Below are 19,225 nucleotides of genomic sequence, written 5' to 3'. Positions count from 1 at the left end.
CTGGCGAATGGGATGCGACAGTGTAGAAATCCGCGTATCAAAGCGGTGTTCAATTTCTTTACAGGGAATAAAAAAGCCGTAAAGACGAAAGCCGGCCGACGGGGCATTTTTATGCGTTCTTTTCAGGGCCCGCGCGAGTCTATACACCGTATCGTCACCGCGATTCCTAGAATGGGCGGCATGTCCAAGACGAGATCTCCGCGGTGCGGAGCACGATGCGACCAGGGTGCCAGCATGAAACCGACCAGAACCGAAACCGCCGCTTCACGCGATCTGCCGCCCGTTCGTTCGCGGCGCCGGTACCCCGCCGACGAACGCGTGCTGCTGTCGATCCGCGTCGAATCCGACAACCTCGCCGTCGTGCGGCGCCTGCTGCACCAGGCGGTCGGCACCGCGCTCAATTTCTACACGGCCGCGATCGACGAGCGCACCGGGCGCGCCTGCATCGAGCTCGAGGTCGCACGGTCGCAGGCATCGCCGGCCATCCTGTCGATCCTCCGCCTGCTGCCGGCCGCCGAGTTCGGCACGATCCGCCTGTTGCAGCACTAGCGGCGTTCGCCGCGGCCGCGCGTGACACGCGTCACGCGCGGCCTGCCCTTTTCAACGATTCATCGATTCATCGATTCATCGATTCGAACGCGTGTTCCGGCGCGAACGCGCGACGAATCGTCGTTCCCGTTGCGACGGGCCTTTCCAGGAAGCACTCACAATGAAAAAAGCAGTCGTCGGTACCCTTTCCCTCGCATTCTTCGGCGCTGCCGCGCATGCGCAAAGCAGCGTCACGCTCTACGGGATGCTGGATGCGGGCATCGCCTATACGAACAACCAGTCGGGTAAAAGCGCGTGGCAGCAAGGCAGCGGCCTGCTGTCGAATACGGTCTTCGGCCTGAGCGGCAACGAGGATCTCGGCGGCGGCCTGCATGCGCTGTTCCGCCTCGAGAACGGCTTCAACCTGAACAACGGCACGCAGTCCTACCGGAACACGATGTTCGGCCGCCGCGCGTACGTCGGCCTGCAGAGCGACCGGTACGGCGCGCTGACGCTCGGCCGCCAATACGATGCCGTGGTCGACTACCTCGGCCCGCTCGCGATGGCGAACAACGGAGACGGCAACAATCTCGCGTCCCATCCGTTCGACAACGACAACATCGACGATTCGTTCTACATCGACAACGCGGTGAAATATACGAGCCCGACGCTCGCCGGCTGGCAGTTCGGCGGCCTGTACGGGTTCAGCAACGCGGCCGGCGGCTTCGCGAACAACCGCGCGTACAGCGCGGGCGCGTCGTATGCGAACGGGCCGGTCAGCCTCGGCGCCGCGTACCTGCAGCTCAACCGCGGCGGGCTGACGGCCGGCGGCGCGCTGTCGACGAACGACGGCCCGAACTTCCCGGCCGTGCGCCAGCGCGTGATGGGCGCGGGCGGCAGCTACGCGTTCGACCGGCTGACGGTCGGCGCGCTGTGGACGCACTCGATGTTCGACGAAACGGCCGCGTCGTCGCTGCCCGGCGCGCTGAACGCGCTGCGCTTCGACAACTTCGAGGTCAACGCGCGCTACACGCTGACGCCGGCCGTCTCGCTCGCGGGCGCCTATACGTTCACCGACGGCCGCTACGACGACGCCACCGGCAGCCACCGGCCGAAATGGCACCAGGTGACGCTGATGGCCGACTACGCGCTGAGCAAGCGCACCGACGTGTATGCGGAGACGGTCTACCAGCACCAGTTCGGCGTGCCGTCGGGCGCGACGCTCGGCTTCGCGAACGTGACGGGGCTCGCGGCTTCGTCGACCAACACGCAGGTGGTCGCGACGGTCGGCATCCGGCATCGGTTCTGACCGCGCGCGGACTGCCGCGGGCCGGGCGCTCTGTGCAATCCCGCATGGACGCGCGCCGGCCGAACAGGGATCATTCGGGAAATCCGGGCCCGCACGCCCGCGAAACCGGTACACTCGGCGCCGGGCGCGCGCCGGATCGGCATTCGGCGGCGGGCCGCCGCCGACTCTGGAACCGTGATCCCATGACCACACCGATCTATCAGGAAATCAAGGACTTCATCCTCGCGCGCATTCATGCCGGCGAATGGGCGGAAGGCGACCAGGTGCCGTCGGAGAACGAACTCGCGCGCGAATTCAACGTCGCGCGGATGACCGTGAACCGCGCGCTGCGCGAACTGACGGCCGAGCAGGTGCTCACGCGCACGCGCGGCTCCGGCACGTACGTCGCGTCGCCGAAGTACGAATCGACGCTCGTCGCGATCCGCAGCATCTCGGACGAAGTCGCCGCGCGCGGCCACGGCTATCGCGCGCAGGTGCTGCTGGTCGGCGCGGCCGTCGCCGATGCGAAGCTCGCCGACGAACTGCAGCTCGACGCGGGCAGCCCGATCTTCCATTCGCGCGTGCTGCACTTCGAGAACGACACGCCGGTTCAGCTCGAGGAACGCTGGGTCAATCCGGCCTGCGCGCCCGAATACGCGTTGCAGGACTTCACGACGACGACGCCGAACCAGTACCTGACGCGCGTCGCGCCGCTGCAGCGCGTCGAATACCGGATCGAGGCCGCGATGCCCGATGCCGAAACACGCCGCCACCTGACGATGGACGACCGCGAGCCGTGCCTGCTGCTGCATCGGCGCACGTGGTCGCAAGGGATGGTCGCGTCGGTCGCCAACCTGTGGCACCCGGGCAGCCGCTATCGCTTCACCGGGCATTTCTGACGTCGACGCGCGGGCTCAGCGCGCGCCCGGCCGTCCCCAGCGCTCGATCGCACTGACGGCCAGCGTCAGGCCGTCGTCCCGCGCGATGCGCGCGCCGAGTTCCGTTGCGCGCGCCTTCGTGTCGCCGCGCTCCGCAAATGCGATGGCCCGCGCCAGCGCGGCGGCGTCCACGCGCCGCCCCGCGACCGGCGCATCCGCGACGCCGAGCCGCTGCAGCCGGTTGGCCCAGAAGAACTGATCGCCCGCGAACGGCACGACGACGGACGGAATGCCGGCCCGCGCAGCCGAATGCGTGGTGCCCGACCCGCCATGATGGATCGCCATCGACACACGCGGGAACAGCCGGTCATGCGGCGTATCGCCGATCACATGAACGTGCGCGGGCAGCATCGACGCGTCGATGCCGCTCCAGCCCGGATGGAACAGCGCACGCCGGCCGGCGAGCGCGTGCACGAGCGCATCGGCCATCCCGGCGCGATCGAAGCCGGCCATGCTGCCGAAACCGATGTACACGGGGGGATCGCCCGCGTCGAGAAACGCCGCGAGATCGGGCGGCGGTTCCCAGTCACGTGCATCGATTCGCCACTGGCCGCAGGCCTGCGCCTGCGACGGCCAGTCGGCCGGGCCCGACAGCAGTGCCGGCGACACGCCGTACAGCATCGGATGATCGGTCCACACCCGCCTGCGCGGCGGCAACGCGCACACGCTCGCGCGCGCCGCGTTCGTCGACTTCCTGAACGCCTGCCACAACAGCGCGTTCACGAACCGGTGGCTCGCGCGGTTCAGCCAATGCGGCACCTTCCCCGGCGGCAGGAACGGCGACGCGAATTCCGCGGTGGGCGTAATCGGGATCATGCCGGCGCCGATCGCCGGCACGCCGCGATACTCGGCAACCGACAAGCCGACGAACGATACGAGCCCCGACACGAGGATCGCGTCGCACCCGGCCGACGCATCCGCGACCTGCCGCATCCACGCGGCCGTGTTCGCATTGGCGATCGCCGCGAGCGCCTTCGACGTGTCGTTGAAGCCGCCGCGCCCGCGCACCGCATCGGCCAATGCGCCCTCCGGCGCAATCGCGCGGCGGATATCGCCGGACAACGCCGCCGACGGCACGCCGAGCATGGCGGCCGAGCCGAGCGTTGCCGCGTCGGCCAGCAACCGGACGTCATGGCCGGCATCGATCAGCGCACGACCGAGCGCCGCGAGCGGGCGCGTGTCGCCTTCGGTGCCGTAGGTGGCGATGACGAGTTTCATGCGTGACTCCTTGCGCCCGACGGAGGCAGGTGGATTCATAAAAGTGCACGTCGTATACTAATGCAATTCGTTCACTTTTATCCGATCCCTCGCCATGCCGACTCCGACCGACGATCCGGGCCGCCGCGCGCGCAAGCGCATCCAGATGCTCGCGCATCTCGCCGCCACCGGCGCACGCCTCTTCGACGCGCACGGCTACGAAGCCGTCACGATGGAGCAGATCGCCGCGCAGGCCGATGTCGCGAAGCGCACGCTGTACAACCACTTTGCGACGAAGGAAGCCGTGCTCGCGCACTGGCTCGAAGGTGAACTCGCGCGCGATCTCGCCCATCTGCAGCGCGACGTCGCGCGGCGCAAGACGTTCGTGTCGCGCATCGGCTGCGTGCTCGATGCATCGGCCGCGTGGTGCGAGCAGCATCCCGCGTACCTGCTCGCGTATCTGCGCCATCGCTTCCTGAGCATCGGCGTGGCCGAACCGGAAAGCGGCAACGAGAACGGCAGCGATATCGCGTTCGTGTGGCAGCAACTGATCGCGGCCGGGCAGCAATCAGGCGAACTGAACGGCACGCTGCGGGCCGACCAGCTCGCGACGTGGTTCCATCACCTGTATCTCGCGGCGATGCTGCGCTGGCTGACCGTGCCGGGGCTGTCGCTGAAACGGGAGTTCCAGGCGGTCGCGAAGCTGTTTGTCGAGGGGGCGGAAGCGAAAGGCTGAACGGCACCGGTGATGCATCGAGCGACGCAGAACCGGCCAGCGCAGCGCCTCCGGTGAATACGGTGCGATAGCCGCGTCGCGCGGCGCATACGCATTTTTACGACGAACGCATGCATCGCATGCCAAATTTCCCGCGCGGCAGTATGCTGGCGACGTACGGCTGCGCACGACGCTTCGGGTAATCCCTGTACCGGCACATCGTCGCGCGGCCGTCGCGACCGCAATCATGCGTTGCAAGGAGGGATTCGTGATGGCAACCACGCATCAGCACTTCCACCTCGAACTACGGCACGCCACCGCGCCGACCTATTTCATCAGCTACCTGTTTCCCGCCTTGCTGTTCGTCTACGAGCTGCTGCGCGTGGGCCAATGGATCCGCGATCACGGGATGCAGTTCGGCGCGTTCAAGCAGATGGGTTACGAGTATCTGCTGATGCTGCTGTTCGTCGGGCTGCAGATCTTCGTCGAGGCGATCTTCCTGCTCGGCGCCGCGATGCGCCGCGACAATCGCGACTTCGAGCACCGGCTGCCGAACGTGATCCTCGGGATCGGTCTCTCGATTGCGCTGCTGGCGATCGATCTCGCGATCCAGCTCGCCTTCTGACGGCCGGCGGGCGCGCGCCCGCCGACGGCAGCCGCGCTCAGGCGAGCGCGTCGCGCAGGAACGTCGCGATGGCGGCCAGCACGTCGTCGGTCCGCTCGCGGTGCGGCATGTGCCCGCACCGGCCGAGCAACAGATACGACGACGGCCCCGCGACGCGCGCGGCGATCCGCTTCGGATGCACGTCGGACCCGTATTCGTCGTCTTCGCCGTGAATCGCGAGCGTCGCGCATTGCACGCGCGGCAGTTCGTCGTCGAGACTCCAGTGGCGAAACGCCGGCGACAGCCACGTGTCGACCCACGCGCGCAGCACCCATTCGGCCTTGTCGCCGTGATAACGCGCGAGCCGGTCGAGCTGGCCCGGCTCGTCGAACTGCTGCCCCGCGTCGCGAATGCCGGCCAGCGTGCGATCCTCGACGAATGCCTGCGCGGCGATCGTCACGAGCGCACGGCAACGCGCCGGATAAGCGGCGGCACACCCGACCGCCATCCCGCCGCCGACGCTGTGCCCCAACGCGACGAACGCGTCGACATCGAGTTGGTCGAGCAATGCGGCGAACGCATGGTCGGCCTCGTCGCGCACGAACGTCGTGCCGAGTTTCCCCGGGTGCCGGTCCGAGCGGCCGAAACCGAGGCGGTCGTAGGCGATCACGTCGCGCTGCGTGGCGCTCGCGAGCTGCGCGGGGAAGTCGCGCCACAGGTCGACGCAGCCGAGCGAATCGTGCAGCAGCACGATCGGCGCGGCCGGCTTAGGTGCGGCCGGCTCAGGCGCGGCCGGCTCGGAGGCGGCCGGCTCGCCCGCACCCGCTGCCCGTTGCGCCGGGCCACCGCGCCAGCGTTTCACGAAGAGGCGCCCTTGCGGCGTCTCGACGGTTGTCTCCTCGATCGGAATGTCGGTCATGTGCCTGTCGTCTGCATGAAAGCGGCCGCGCCTCGGCGGCCTTGCCGGATCCGGCGATGTTGGCCCGCGCCCGCGCACGGCGTCAAGCAAGCCCCCACCGCCCGCGCGTTCATTCGGGCTGCGGCGGCAGATACTCCATCTGCGCCTCGTCGTACAGCCGGTAGATCAGCGCCTGCATCGCGCGGATGTCCTCCGATTCGTCGAGCATCCGCATGCTCATGATGATCGGCGACACGAGGTTCGGATCGTCGAGCGGCTTGTAGCTGATGTCGTCGCGCTTCAGCCCGTACACGCTGTGCGGCACCACCGACACGCCCTCGCCCATCGCGACGAGACCGAGCGCGATCTGCAGTTCGCGCGTCTCGTAGATCTTGCGCGGCTGCAGCGCGCGATCGTGAAAGGCCGCGAGCACTTGGTCCGCATAACTCGGGCGCGGCGCCTTCGGAAAGATGATCAGCGTGTCGTTCACGAGATCGTGCAGCGACAGCACGGGCTTCGCGCTGTCGAGCACATGGCCGACCGGCAGCGCGACGATCATCCGCTCCTCGCGCAGCACGACGCGCCGCACGCTCGGGTCCTCGTGGCGGATGCGCCCGAACCCGACGTCGATGCGCCCTTCCTTCAGCGCCTTGATCTGGTCCATCGTCGACATCTCGTGCAGGCTCAGCTCGACGGCCGGATACTCGCTGCGAAAGCGCCGGATGATCTTCGGCAGCATCCCGTACAGCGTCGAGCCGACGAAGCCGACCGACATGCTGCGTTCGATCTTGCCGACCCGTTTCGTCATCGATTCGAGCTCGGTCGTCTGTGCGAGCAGCTGCACCGCGTGCGAATAGAAGAAGCGCCCCGCGTCGGTCAGCTTCAGCGGCCGCGCGTTGCGCTCGAACAGCGGCACGCCGAGCGCTTCCTCGAGCTGCTGGATCTGCCGGCTCAGCGGCGGCTGCGCGATATGCAGCCGTTCGGCCGCCCGCGTGAAATTCCGCTCTTCGGCAACCGCGACGAAGTAGCGGAGGTGTCTCAACTCCATGTTCGATGTCTCCCGGACAGCGATCCGGCGGTCGACCCCGGCCGGACGATGTCGTCACGATACCGCAGGCGGCGCAATCCGCCACGCACGGCCCCCGCCCGGCGCCGCCCAAAGCAAAACGGGAAGCCCGCGAGCTTCCCGTTGCCTGATCGACGCCGCGGCACGGCGGCGTCACGCGCCGTCCGTCACACCTCGGTCGCGTAGAGCGCGTCGCGCTGTGCGTCGCTCAGCGAGTCGAGCGGCACGTCCGGCAGCTGGTAGCAGATCATCGTGCCGTACAGTTCCGCGAGGCAATTGCTGCCGGCGTCGAGCGCGTAGCCGTCCTCGCCGTCGGGCGCCGGCGGGTACACTTCGCGCCACGCGTTGATCGCGGCTTCGATTCGCACGATGGAAACGGGTCCGGCCTTCCGCTCGGCGGGTGATGCGCTCATGGATTCCTCTGGGTTGCGCGCTCCGCGGGCCGTATCGGCCCGGATGGAACGATGAAAACGCCGGGCATCTCGCCGGCCGCCGCACCGCGCGCGCGCCGGATGCCGATCCGCGCTGCGCGCCCCGCGCCGGCCGGGCCATGGCCCGGTAGGGTCGGGCAATATAACCGGCTTTGACCCCGTGCAGGCAAAAGCCGGGCAAAAAAAACGGGAAGCGCGCGGCTTCCCGTTTCGTCGCATGCCGCGCGGCTGTACGCCGCGCCCGCGTCAGCCCGCGGTTTCGCGGTTCGCCACCGGCTGCCGCTGCGCGCCGCGGCTCGCGGCGATCCACGGCGCGATTTCCATGTCCTCGTAGCGCACGAAACGGCTTTTCTTCAGGAACCGGAAGCCGAGCCACACGACGAGGAACAGCGGAATGCCGACATAGGTCGCGGCCACGCCGGCCCAGTCGATCCGGTTCGCGAGGAACGCCTGATAGTCCTGCCCGAGCGCGATCACGAGGCACAGCACGAACGCGAACAGCGGGCCGAACGGGAACCACTTCGACTGGTACGGCAGCTGGTCGAGCGCGTAGCCCTGCTTCACGTAGCCCTTGCGGAACCGGTAGTGGCTGACCGCGATGCCGAGCCATGCGATGAAGCCCGTCATCCCCGACGTGTTCAGCAGCCACAGGTACACGGTCTTGTCGCCATACAGCGACGTGAAGAAGCACAGTGCGCCGACGGCCGTCGTCGCGTACAGCGCGTTGCGCGGCACGCCGCCGCGCGACAGCTTCGCGAAAATCCTCGGCGCACGGCCTTCGGTCGCGAGGTTATAGAGCATCCGCGTGGATGCGTACATGCCCGAGTTGCCGGCCGACAGCACGGCCGTGAGGATCACCGCGTTCATCACGCCGGCCGCGAATGCGAGGCCCGCGTGGCGGAACACGAGCGTGAACGGGCTCACGCCGATGTCGGTCACGTCCGTCTTCAGCAGGTTCGGGTCGGTGTAGGGAATCAGCACGCCGATCACGAAGATCGCAAACACGTAGAACAGCAGGATCCGCCAGAACACCTGGCGCACCGCGCGCGGGATCGTCGTGCGCGGGTTCTCCGATTCGCCGGCCGCGACGCCGATCAGCTCGGTGCCCTGGAACGAGAAGCCGGCGATCATCGCGACGCCCATCAACGCCGGCAGGCCGCCCGCGAACGGGGCGTCGCCGATCGTCAGGTTGCCCCAGCCGTTGCTCGGCGCGCCCTTCAGAATGCCGAAGATCATCAGCAGGCCGACGCCGATGAACGCGACCACCGTGACGACCTTGATCAGCGCGAACCAGTATTCGGCTTCGCCGAAGCCGCGCACGGTCAGCGCGTTGAGCAGGAACATCACGCCGAGGAACGCCGCGCTCCACCACACGCCCGGCACGTCCGGAAACCAGTAGTGCATCACGAGCTGCGCGGCGACGAGTTCCACCGCGATCGTCACGGCCCAGTTGTACCAGTAGTTCCAGCCGAGCGCGAAACCGAAGCCCTCGTCCACGTATTTCGCGCCGTAGGTCGCGAACGAGCCCGACACCGGCATGAACGCGGCCATTTCGCCGAGGCTCGTCATCAGGAAGTAGACCATCAGGCCGATCAGCATGTACGCGACCATCGCGCCGCCGGGGCCGGCCTGCGAGATCGACGCGCCGGACGCGACGAACAGGCCCGTGCCGATCGAGCCGCCGATGGCGATCATCGTCAGGTGGCGCGCCTTCAGCGCGCGATGAAGCTTGGGTGGGTTCGCGGACGAACCGGGTTGGTCGGATTTCGGAAGTGCGGACATAAACGAGACGAACGTTGAGCGGGCCGGCATCCGTAGCCGGCGCATGCGGAATCGGAGCGCGGGGCGCGTCCTGCGATGCATTCGATGCGGCCCCGATACGCGTTGCGCGGCGGGCGCCTGCGGCGAAGCGCGGATTCTACCTGATTCGTCACGGGGGCAGCTCAGGTGCCGCCGCCCGCGGCCGCTCCGGAGATTTCGCAGAATCAAGGGGTTGGCCGCGTCGCGACCGGGCCGACCGGGCCGGCCGGGCCGTCGCCGCGCGCCGGTGCAAAAAACCATGCGCATCGGGTGGTCATCCGGTTTTCCGCTGCCACGGTGTTTCTCCGCCACCTTGTCGCAATCCGCCAGCTACCGCGACGGCACACATAATCGCCGGGTAATCACGGGATTATTCAGACAAAATGACCGATATCGGCAATTGATTCAAATCAAATCACCCGCACCTAAAGCGGTAATGATGCGTAACCGTTTCGAATCGCCGCCCGGGCATGCATCTTTTGCATGCGCACACGAATGCCGCGAATTCGCGAGATAATGCGGCCCGATTCGAAATCAACAGCGAGCGGAATCGCCAACGACGCGATATCCGCCGCCCGCCGCCCTCGAGGATGAAGTCATTCACGCTGCCCGCCACGCTGCGCCGCCATACGGCGTCGATCGTGGCACGCATTCTGTCGCCCCGCGGCGTGCTCGTTGCGGGGATTTTGCTGCTGATGTTCAGCTGGGGGCTTTCCACGGCGCTTTTAATCGAGGCGCGACGCGATGCATATGACCATGCGGTCGAAAATGCACGCAACCTGATGCTGCTGATCGAACGCGATATCGCGCGCAATATCGAGCTCTACGATTTGTCGCTGCAGAACGTCCTCGACGGCGTGGCCGATCCGGAACTGACGACATTGCCGCCCCGCCAGCGCCATCGGTTGCTGTTCGACCGCGCCGCCACCGGCGAATATCTCGGGTCGCTGTTCGTGATGGATGCGCACGGCAATATCGTGATCGATTCGAGCGCATCGCCCGCGCGGCAAGGCAACTTTGCGGATCGCGACTATTTCGCCGTGCACCGCAACGATGTCGCGCAGGGCCTCTATATCAGCCGGCCGTACGCATCCCGGCTGCGCGGCGGCGCGCTGACGATCGCGCTCAGCCGCCGGATCACGCTGCCCGACGGCTCGTTCGGCGGCATCGTCGTCGGCACGCTCAGCATCGACTACTTCCGCGCGCTGCTCGACGGCCTCGCGGTCGGCAAGCACGGGAGCGCGGCCATCGCCGAGCTCAACGGCACGCTCGTGAGCCGCCTGCCCTACGACGCGCGCGTGGTCGGCATCGACCTGCGCGGGTCGCCGCTGTTCATCGAGGCGCTGCGCAGGGAGGAAGGCGTGCTGTCGGGCGTCGGCAGCATCGACGGCGTGCGGCGCGTCTATGTTTACAAGCATCTTGCCGGCCTGCCGCTGATCGTCGACGTCGCGCCCGCCGAGGTCGACATCTACGCGTCGTGGCACCACCGCGCGATCTGGACCGTCGTGCTGATGTGCCTGTTCACCGGGTTCATCGCGTGGGGGTCGCTGGCGCTGTCGCGCGAACTGAAGCGCCGGCAGGTCGCCGAATCGAAGCTGTACCGGCTCGCGCACACCGATGCGCTGACGGGCCTCGACAACCGCGGCACGTTCGACACGGTGCTCACGAAGGAGGCGCAGCGTGCGTCACGCAGCGGCCGCCCGCTGTCGGTGCTGTTCGTCGACGTCGATCACTTCAAGGCGTTCAACGACTACTACGGCCATCCGGCCGGCGACGACGTGCTGCGGCGCGTCGCGCAAACCGCGTCGCGCTGCCTGCGTCGCGACAGCGATCACGTCGCGCGCTACGGCGGCGAGGAATTCGTCGTCACGCTGCCCGACACTGATGCGCAAGGCGCGGTGACCGTCGCCGAAGGTATCCGGCGCGCGATCGCGGAGCTCGGCATCGAGCACGTGAAAAGCCCGTACGGACGTGTCACGGCGAGCATCGGCGCGGCGACCGCGGCCGACGGCCGCCTGAATGCCGCGACGCTGCTGCAGCGTGCCGACGAGGCGCTGTACCGGGCGAAGTCCGGCGGACGCAACCGCGTGCTGGAAGCGCAGCCGGGCACCGCGGACGCATGACAGCGCGCTGACGTGACGCGAAGCCGCGCGGCGGCCGGCCCCGCCGGACGACCGCGCCCGTGGACAGCCCTGCCGCGTTCGGCTAGCGTTACGTCTGCTGCGCACGCGGCGCGGCGCCGGCCCGCGCAGGCCGCGATGCGCGTTCCGGCCACTCCAGCTCCGCCATGACCACCCCGTTCCCTGCCCGGCTGCCGCCGCTCCTGCGCAACGCGCTCCGCCCGCTGCTCGACCCGTACCGCCGCTACCGGCACGCGAAGCTGATCCATGCGGCGCGCGTCGCGCTCGCGATTCTCGTGTCGATCGCGCTGTCCACCGGCCTGAACGTGCCGCACGGCGAATGGTCGACGATTACCGTGCTGATCGTCGTCGGCGGGCTGCAGCATCACGGCAACATCCGCAAGAAGGCGGCCGAGCGCGCGCTCGGCACGTCGATCGGCGCGCTCGCGGGGCTCGGGCTGATCCTGCTGTATTCCGCCGCGCACGCGCCGATCGCGATCTACCTGCTGATGGCGCTCGCGTGCGGCATCTGCGCGTATCACGCGATCGGCAAGGCCGGCTACATCGCGCTGCTGTCGGCGATCACGATGGTGATCGTCGCCGGGCACGGCGACAACGAGATCGTCGACGGCCTGTGGCGCGCGGTGAACGTGCTGATCGGCATCGCGATCGCGCTGGCGTTCTCGTTCGCGCTGCCGCTCTACGCGACCTATTCGTGGCGCTACAAGCTCGCCGACGCGCTGCGCGCGTGCGCGGCCGTGCATGCGCGGGTCGCGGGCGACCGCCAGGTGAGCGACGACGCGCACCTGAAGGAAATGGCCGCGCTGAGCGCGCTGCTCGTGCAGCTGCGCTCGCTGATGCCGTCGGTGTCGAAGGAATGCGAGACGTCGATGACGCAGCTCGAGGCGATCCAGCGCAGCCTGCGCCTGTGCATCGGCTACCTGGAGATCCTGTCGAGCGCGGTGCCGGCCCGCGACGACCTCGCGGCCCGCGAATACATGCGCGTCGACATGAAGGCCGTGAACCGGCGCATCCGCGATACGCTGGTGGGCGCGAGCCGCGCGCTCAAGTTCGGCACGCCGAGCCGGCTCGCGCCGCGCCGCCGGCCGGCCGAGCCAGCGCACGACGCACCGCCGCCGCAGCTGTCCGGCTACGTGTCGATCACGGCCAAGCTGGCCGGCGAAGTCGACCAGTTGCGCGAGAAGCTGCTCGATACCGCCCAGTCGTGGAACATCTGACGCTCGCGGGCATCCGGGCTTCACGCCGGTGCCTTTCATATTCCTTTCGGCGCAGCGCACCGGCATCCTGACCGCGGCAGCCCCGTGATTCGGTCGATCCGGCCCCGCAAACACGGCCGGCGTCCGGGCTCATCGGCGCCTGATTTGCCGTGATTTCGCGCCGTCCCGGGCGGCGTTCTCCACCCGGTTAACCGCCCGTCAGGCCCGCCGCGACAGGCCCGGCGACGGTTCCGGACGAAAATCAACCCTTGCCCCAACCTCCCGGACAGCCGATACTCGCATATTCCGCGAAATACGATCCCACCGGCTTCAATCCACGGTAATTCCTATGAGCACGATTCTCGAAAGCCTCCCGACCGGCCAGAAGGTCGGTATCGCCTTCTCCGGCGGCCTGGACACCAGCGCAGCGCTGCACTGGATGAAACTCAAGGGCGCCGTCCCGTACGCATACACGGCGAACCTCGGCCAGCCCGACGAAGACGATTACGACGCGATCCCGAAACGCGCGATCGAATACGGCGCAGCCGGCGCCCGCCTGATCGACTGCCGCGCGCAGCTCGTCGCAGAAGGCATCGCGGCGCTGCAAAGCGGCGCGTTCCACATCACGACGGCCGGCGTCACGTACTTCAACACCACGCCGATCGGCCGCGCCGTGACGGGCACGATGCTCGTCGCCGCGATGAAGGAAGACGGCGTCAACATCTGGGGCGACGGCAGCACGTACAAGGGCAACGACATCGAGCGCTTCTACCGCTACGGCCTGCTCGTGAACCCGGATCTGAAGATCTACAAGCCGTGGCTCGACCAGACGTTCATCGACGAGCTCGGCGGCCGTGCCGAAATGTCCGAGTTCATGAACCAGGCAGGCTTCGCGTACAAGATGTCGGCCGAGAAGGCCTACTCGACCGATTCGAACCTGCTCGGCGCGACGCACGAAGCGAAGGATCTCGAAAGCCTCGAGAGCGGCATCAAGATCGTGAACCCGATCATGGGCGTCGCGTTCTGGCGCGACGACGTGAAGATCGCCGCGGAAGAAGTGACGGTGCGCTTCGAAGCCGGCCAGCCGGTCGCGCTGAACGGCGTCGAGTTCACCGACCCGGTCGAGCTGCTGCTGGAAGCGAACCGCATCGGCGGCCGTCACGGCCTCGGCATGAGCGACCAGATCGAAAACCGGATCATCGAGGCGAAGAGCCGCGGCATCTACGAAGCCCCGGGCCTCGCGCTGCTGTACATCGCATACGAGCGTCTCGTCACCGGCATCCACAACGAAGACACGATCGAGCAGTACCGCGAGAACGGCCGCCGCCTCGGCCGCCTGCTGTACCAGGGCCGCTGGTTCGACCCGCAGGCGATCATGCTGCGTGAAACGGCCCAGCGCTGGGTCGCGCGCGCGATCACCGGCGAAGTGAAGATCGAACTGCGCCGCGGCAACGACTACTCGATCCTGAGCACGAAGTCGCCGAACCTCACGTACCAGCCGGAACGCCTGTCGATGGAGAAGGTGGCATCGACGTTCTCGCCGCGCGACCGGATCGGCCAGCTGACGATGCGCAACCTCGACATCACCGATACGCGCGACAAGCTGCGCGTGTATTCGCAAGTCGGGCTGCTGACGCCGGGCGAAGCATCGGCGCTGCCGCAGATCAAGGGCGACGACAAGTAAGTCGCGTCGCTCGACGCCGTGCCGCATCGCTGGATGCGGCACGGCCGGGCAGGCTGCGCGGGTCGATCCTCTTCTTCACGCACGCAGCCTGCCGCTCCCTTCCTCCCCCCGCCTTTCCGCTTCCCCTTCCGCAGTTGCATCACGCCGCGTAGCGCACCAACGGCACTGCGCCGCCGCACCAATCATGGCAAGCTGCGAGTCGTTCGATTTCTTCGTCGACTCATGACCACCCTGACCGTCATCCACCTGAACGGCCCGATCAACAGCGGCAAGACGACGATCGGTCTCGCGCTCACCCGCATGCTGCCGGATGCGCGCTTCATCGACGGCGACGATCACGATGCGCCCGAAGACGCACCGTTCGACGTGCAGTGGGCGATCGCGCTCGAGCGTCTCGTCACGCAGATCGCGAATGCGCGCGAGCGTCATCTGGTCATCGCCTATCCGATCGGCGACGCGGAATTCGGGCGGCTGCGCGCCGCCTGCGAGGCGCGCGATGCGCGGTTGTTCGTCGTGACGCTCGCGCCGCCCGAAGCGATCGCGTCGTCGAATCGCGGCTCGCGCGCGCTGACTGACTGGGAGCGGAGCCGGATCGCCGAGATGTATCGCGAAGGTTATGCGTCGCGGCCATTCAGCCAGATGGTGCTCGATACGTCGGACGCGACGCCCGACGCCTGTGCGGCGCGTATCGCGCGGCACGTCGCTGCGACGGCGTCGTAGAGCGGCACGACGATCACCGTCACGGCGAACGGCACGACCGGGACCTTCACGATGGATTCGAGCTTCGTCGGCGAGCGCTTCTACTTCAAGGCTGGCGACTACGACCGGACGGCAGTGTCCGGCAGGGCGCCGACGACGCCCGGCACGGTCATGAAGTTCCATGCGCTGACGCTCACGCACAACTGATCGCGCCTCTCGATGCATGAAGCCGGGCGTGCTCGCGATACGCGCCTGCCCGGCGTCCCGGCCCACCGGCCGCGCCTACGAGTGATGCCGCACGCCCGGCACGGCCGCTTCCTTCTCGCCCTTGCGGCTCAGCATCAGCGTGACGACCGCCGACACCGCGAGCGTGCCCGCCACCACGTAGAGCCCTGCGGCATAACCACCCGTCACGTGCTTCAGCCAGCCGATCGCGAACGGCCCGACGAACCCGCCGAGGTTGCCGATCGAGTTGATCATCGCGATGCCGGCCGCCGCGCCGGCCCCCGACAGGAACGCGCTGGGCATCGCCCACAGCGGCGCCTTCGCGGCACTGATCCCGATGTTGACGACGACCAGCGCGAGCACGGTGAGCAGCGCGGTGCCCGCCTGCCCCGCAAACACGAAGCCGATGCACGCGAGCACGCACGGAATCACGACGTGCCAGGTGCGCTCGCCGCTGCGATCCGAATGCCGCGCCCAGGCGATCATCGCGACGACCGCGGCGATGCTCGGGATGCCGGTGAGCAGGCCCGTCTGCAGTGCGGTGAAGCCGAACTGCCTGACCATCAACGGCGCCCACAGGCCGAGCGTGTACAGCCCCGCCGACGTGCCGAAATAGATCAGCGCAAGCGCCAGCACGCGCGGATCGCGCAGCGCCTGCCACGCGCCGGCGGTATGCCCGGCATGCGTGTGGCGCGCATCGGCTTCGGCTTTCAGCTTCGCGACCAGCCAGTCGCGCTCGTCCGCCCGCAGCCATGCGGCCTTCGACGGCGAATCGGTCAGGCACCTGAGCACGACGAAACCGAGCGCGACCGCCGGCAGCGCTTCGACGATGTACAGCATCTGCCAGTCGGCGAGCCCGAACATCGGCGGCATCTGCATGATCGCGCCCGACAGCGGCGAACCGATCGCGGTCGAGATCGGCGCGGCCGCCATGAACCACGCGGCGGCCACCGCGCGCTGCTTCGCGGGAAACCACAGGCTCAGGTACAGGATGATGCCGGGGAAGAATCCGGCCTCGGCCATGCCGAGCAGGAAGCGCAGCACGTAGAAGCTCGTCGGCCCAACCGCGAATGCGGACACGGCCGATACGATCCCCCACGTGACCATCACGCGTGCGATCCAGATGCGCGCGCCGACGCGATGCAGAATCAGGTTGGACGGCACTTCGAACAGGAAGTAGCCGATGAAGAACAGGCCGCCGCCGAACCCGAACGCGGTCGGCGACAGGCCGATCGCCTTGTTCATCGTCATCGCGGCAAAGCCGACGTTGACGCGATCGAGAAAGCTGACGAAATAAAGCAGCATCACGAACGGAATGATGCGCCACATCAGTTTCCGCGCGACGCGGGTTTCCAGATCCGCTTGCATGTGTCTCCTCCTTCGAGGTCGAGCCGTGCTCTGTCCGTGAATGCTTGCCGGCGCCGCCACGAAGCGGGCGGGCAGGCACCCGGCTCGCGTCGGATGCGCGAGTCGCGGGCAGGAAAACGAGGACGAAGAACGGGCGACGGCCGCTTACCGGCTGCGCACGCGCGCCGCCGCTACGTCGCGGCCCGCCCGCCCATCGCCGCCCGTGTCATCAGGCGGCGATCGCCGCGTTCGCGACACGCTCGCAGACAGCCGCCGTCACCTGCGCGGTCGTCGCGCTGCCGCCGAGATCGCGCGTGTGCAGCGACGGGTCGGACGTCACCGCCTCGATCGCCTGCATCACGCGCGCGGCGGCTTCCGCTTCGCCGAGGTGGTCGAGCAGCATCACGACCGACCAGAACGTGCCGACCGGATTCGCGAGCCCCTTGCCCATGATGTCGAACGCGGAGCCGTGGATCGGCTCGAACATCGACGGATAACGACGCTCGGGATCGATGTTGCCGGTCGGTGCGATGCCGAGGCTGCCGGCGAGCGCGGCGGCGAGATCGCTGAGGATGTCGGCGTGCAGGTTGGTCGCGACGATCGTGTCGAGCGACGCCGGCCGGTTGACCATGCGCGCGGTCGCCGCGTCGACAAGCTCCTTGTCCCACGTCACGTCGGGAAACTCCTGCGCGACCTGCTTCGCGATCTCGTCCCACATCACCATCGCGTGCCGCTGCGCATTGCTCTTGGTGATTACGGTCAGCAGCTTGCGCGGGCGCGACTGCGCGAGCCGGAACGCGAAGCGCATGATGCGTTCGACGCCGGCGCGCGTGAGGATCGACACGTCGGTCGCGGCCTCGATCGGATGGCCCTGGTGCACGCGGCCGCCGACGCCCGCATATTCGCCCTCGGAGTTCTCGCGGACGATCACCCAGTTCAGGTCGCCGGGCCCGCAGCGCTTCAGCGGCGCGTCGATACCGGGCAGGATGCGCGTCGGGCGCACGTTCGCGTACTGGTCGAAGCCCTGGCAGATCTTCAGGCGCAGCCCCCACAGCGTCACGTGGTCGGGCACGTCGGGGTCACCCGCCGAGCCGAACAGGATCGCGTCCTTGCCGCGCAGCGCGTCGAGGCCGTCGGCCGGCATCATCGCGCCGTGCTCGCGGTAATGATCGGCGCCCCAGTCGAAATCCTCGAACTCGAACGCGAAGCGCTCGCTGCCGCGGGCCAGCGCCTCCAGCAGCTGCTTGCCGGCCGGCACCACTTCCTTGCCGATCCCGTCGCCGGGAATCGTTGCGATACGGTAGGTCTTCATGCGCACATCCTCGATTGATCGTCAGCGTGGAGGCACTTTACCGAACCGGGAGTGCAGGAACCGGTGCTAGACTCAAAGCATCTTTAACTTGAATTCATGAATCCCGTCATGGCGGATACCGTCCAGCCGGCCGATCTCGGCTTCTTCTCGACGCTCGCCGCGTCCGGCAGCCTCAGCGCGGCCGCGCGCGAACTCGGGCTGACCGCGGCGGCCGTCAGCAAGCGGCTCACGCAGATGGAGCGGCGCGCGGGCGTCACGCTCGTGAACCGCACGACACGGCGGATGATGCTGACGCCGGAAGGCGACGTGTATCTCGACTACGCGCGCCGGATCCTCGACCAGATGGACGAACTCGGCGAGCTGCTCGGCAGCGCGAAGCAGCGCCCGAAGGGGTTGCTGCGCGTGAATGCGACGCTCGGTTTCGGGCGCAGCCACGTCGGCCCGGCGATTTCGCGCTTCGTCGCGCGGTATCCGGAAGTGTCGGTGCAACTGCAGTTGTCGGTGATGCCGCCGCCGCTCACCGACGACACGTTCGACGTGTGCATCCGCTTCGGCGAGCCGCCCGATTCGCGCGTCGTCGCGCGGCGGCTCGCGCCGAACCGCCGGCTGCTGTGCGCGTCGCCCGCCTATCTCGCGCGGCACGGCACCCCGGGCGCGCCGCACGATCTGACGCGGCACAACTGCATCGGCATCCGCCAGGGGGACGAGGGTTACGGCGTCTGGCGCCTGACGAGCGGGCGCGGCACGGCGCGTAATACGGAAGCCGTGCGGATCAACGGCAACCTGACGACGAACGACGGCGAGATCGCCGTGAAGTGGGCACTCGACGGGCACGGAATCCTGATGCGCGCGGAATGGGATCTGCGCGACTACCTCGCCGACGGCCGCCTGGTCGTCGTGCTGCCCGATCACGAAACGCCGGGCGCCGACATTTATGCGGTGTATGCGCAGCGTCACCAGATGTCCGCGCGGATTCGGGCGTTCGTGGATTTTCTGGCGGAGGAGCTGGGGCGGTTGAGGACGGTGTAGGAATCGGCACGGCACGCCCGGTGTCTCCGCGCACACGGCACGGAAACAAGAATGCCAATATTTTGGCTATTTATTTGATAAATAGCCAAAATATTGGCATCCCGCATAGTCGACCAGCCCACGAGAC

The 19,225-nt window shown here is 67.8% G+C and carries 18 protein-coding genes; 11 read left to right on the top strand and 7 right to left on the bottom strand.

Features of this window, described 5'->3' with window-relative positions; genetic code table 11:
- Positions 1–234 precede the first annotated feature (234 nt).
- The 3 genes from DPV79_RS11590 to hutC all read left to right on the top strand — a co-directional run bounded on the left by DPV79_RS11590 (position 235) and on the right by hutC (position 2,715).
- Positions 235–549: a hypothetical protein gene (locus DPV79_RS11590; RefSeq protein WP_081052568.1), complete on the top strand. Its 315-nt coding sequence runs from the start codon at positions 235–237 to the stop codon at positions 547–549.
- Between the two features lie 160 nt (positions 550–709).
- Entirely contained in the window at positions 710–1,837 is a 1,128-nt protein-coding gene (locus tag DPV79_RS11585) for a porin (RefSeq protein ID WP_113045483.1), read from the top strand.
- Positions 1,838–2,019: 182 nt separating this feature from the next.
- The gene (hutC, locus tag DPV79_RS11580) at positions 2,020–2,715 is read left to right on the top strand and encodes a histidine utilization repressor (RefSeq protein ID WP_048022472.1); all 696 of its coding nucleotides are present in this window, start codon (positions 2,020–2,022) and stop codon (positions 2,713–2,715) included.
- Positions 2,716–2,730: 15 nt separating this feature from the next.
- On the opposite strand, the gene DPV79_RS11575 is transcribed toward hutC, so the two are convergent.
- The gene (locus DPV79_RS11575; protein WP_113045482.1) at positions 2,731–3,972 is read right to left on the bottom strand and encodes a glycosyltransferase; all 1,242 of its coding nucleotides are present in this window, start codon (positions 3,970–3,972) and stop codon (positions 2,731–2,733) included.
- Between the two features lie 94 nt (positions 3,973–4,066).
- On the opposite strand from DPV79_RS11575, the gene DPV79_RS11570 reads away from it, so the two are divergent.
- Together DPV79_RS11570 and DPV79_RS11565 are read left to right on the top strand one after the other, a co-directional pair.
- The gene (locus DPV79_RS11570) at positions 4,067–4,687 is read left to right on the top strand and encodes a TetR/AcrR family transcriptional regulator (protein ID WP_060376307.1); all 621 of its coding nucleotides are present in this window, start codon (positions 4,067–4,069) and stop codon (positions 4,685–4,687) included.
- Between the two features lie 250 nt (positions 4,688–4,937).
- Positions 4,938–5,291, top strand: coding sequence for a hypothetical protein (locus DPV79_RS11565; protein WP_021157344.1), 354 nt, complete (start codon positions 4,938–4,940; stop codon positions 5,289–5,291).
- Between the two features lie 37 nt (positions 5,292–5,328).
- On the opposite strand, the gene DPV79_RS11560 is transcribed toward DPV79_RS11565, so the two are convergent.
- From DPV79_RS11560 to DPV79_RS11545, 4 genes are all read right to left on the bottom strand, one after another.
- On the bottom strand, positions 5,329–6,189 hold the full coding sequence (locus tag DPV79_RS11560; RefSeq protein ID WP_113045481.1) for an alpha/beta fold hydrolase: 861 nt from the start codon (positions 6,187–6,189) through the stop codon (positions 5,329–5,331).
- Between the two features lie 109 nt (positions 6,190–6,298).
- Positions 6,299–7,216 carry a LysR family transcriptional regulator gene (locus DPV79_RS11555; protein WP_021157347.1) on the bottom strand — a complete coding sequence of 306 codons (918 nt, stop codon included), beginning with the start codon at positions 7,214–7,216 and terminating at the stop codon, positions 6,299–6,301.
- Between the two features lie 185 nt (positions 7,217–7,401).
- The gene (locus tag DPV79_RS11550) at positions 7,402–7,647 is read right to left on the bottom strand and encodes a DUF3717 domain-containing protein (RefSeq protein WP_042973317.1); all 246 of its coding nucleotides are present in this window, start codon (positions 7,645–7,647) and stop codon (positions 7,402–7,404) included.
- 264 nt (positions 7,648–7,911) lie between these two features.
- Positions 7,912–9,447, bottom strand: a complete 1,536-nt coding sequence (locus tag DPV79_RS11545; protein ID WP_042973318.1) for an amino acid permease — start codon at positions 9,445–9,447, stop codon at positions 7,912–7,914.
- Positions 9,448–10,055: 608 nt separating this feature from the next.
- Here DPV79_RS11545 and DPV79_RS11540 point away from each other — a divergent pair.
- From DPV79_RS11540 to DPV79_RS43310, 5 genes are all read left to right on the top strand, one after another.
- Positions 10,056–11,588 carry a GGDEF domain-containing protein gene (locus DPV79_RS11540; protein ID WP_113045480.1) on the top strand — a complete coding sequence of 511 codons (1,533 nt, stop codon included), beginning with the start codon at positions 10,056–10,058 and terminating at the stop codon, positions 11,586–11,588.
- Between the two features lie 164 nt (positions 11,589–11,752).
- Positions 11,753–12,823 carry an FUSC family protein gene (locus DPV79_RS11535; RefSeq protein WP_048022431.1) on the top strand — a complete coding sequence of 357 codons (1,071 nt, stop codon included), beginning with the start codon at positions 11,753–11,755 and terminating at the stop codon, positions 12,821–12,823.
- A 328-nt stretch (positions 12,824–13,151) separates the two neighbouring features.
- Complete coding sequence (gene argG, locus DPV79_RS11530; RefSeq protein ID WP_021157353.1) at positions 13,152–14,486, top strand: argininosuccinate synthase; 1,335 nt, start codon at positions 13,152–13,154, stop codon at positions 14,484–14,486.
- Positions 14,487–14,708: 222 nt separating this feature from the next.
- Positions 14,709–15,206: a nucleoside/nucleotide kinase family protein gene (locus tag DPV79_RS11525; RefSeq protein WP_113045479.1), complete on the top strand. Its 498-nt coding sequence runs from the start codon at positions 14,709–14,711 to the stop codon at positions 15,204–15,206.
- A gap of 51 nt (positions 15,207–15,257) precedes the next feature.
- Positions 15,258–15,392, top strand: coding sequence for a polysaccharide lyase family 7 protein (locus DPV79_RS43310; protein WP_165843505.1), 135 nt, complete (start codon positions 15,258–15,260; stop codon positions 15,390–15,392).
- 75 nt (positions 15,393–15,467) lie between these two features.
- On the opposite strand, the gene DPV79_RS11520 is transcribed toward DPV79_RS43310, so the two are convergent.
- Together DPV79_RS11520 and DPV79_RS11515 are read right to left on the bottom strand one after the other, a co-directional pair.
- Positions 15,468–16,778 (bottom strand): MFS transporter, encoded by a 1,311-nt coding sequence (locus DPV79_RS11520; protein WP_113045478.1) that lies wholly within the window; start codon positions 16,776–16,778, stop codon positions 15,468–15,470.
- Positions 16,779–16,986: 208 nt separating this feature from the next.
- Complete coding sequence (locus tag DPV79_RS11515; protein ID WP_113045477.1) at positions 16,987–18,069, bottom strand: tartrate dehydrogenase; 1,083 nt, start codon at positions 18,067–18,069, stop codon at positions 16,987–16,989.
- A gap of 108 nt (positions 18,070–18,177) precedes the next feature.
- On the opposite strand from DPV79_RS11515, the gene DPV79_RS11510 reads away from it, so the two are divergent.
- Positions 18,178–19,098, top strand: coding sequence for a LysR substrate-binding domain-containing protein (locus DPV79_RS11510; RefSeq protein ID WP_059814920.1), 921 nt, complete (start codon positions 18,178–18,180; stop codon positions 19,096–19,098).
- Positions 19,099–19,225 lie beyond the last annotated feature (127 nt).

The organism is Burkholderia reimsis, from assembly GCF_003294055.1.
In the GTDB taxonomy this organism is placed as follows: domain Bacteria; phylum Pseudomonadota; class Gammaproteobacteria; order Burkholderiales; family Burkholderiaceae; genus Burkholderia; species Burkholderia cepacia.
The sequence above is the reverse complement of the archived record's forward strand: the minus strand, read 5'-3'. Positions and strand labels throughout refer to the sequence as shown.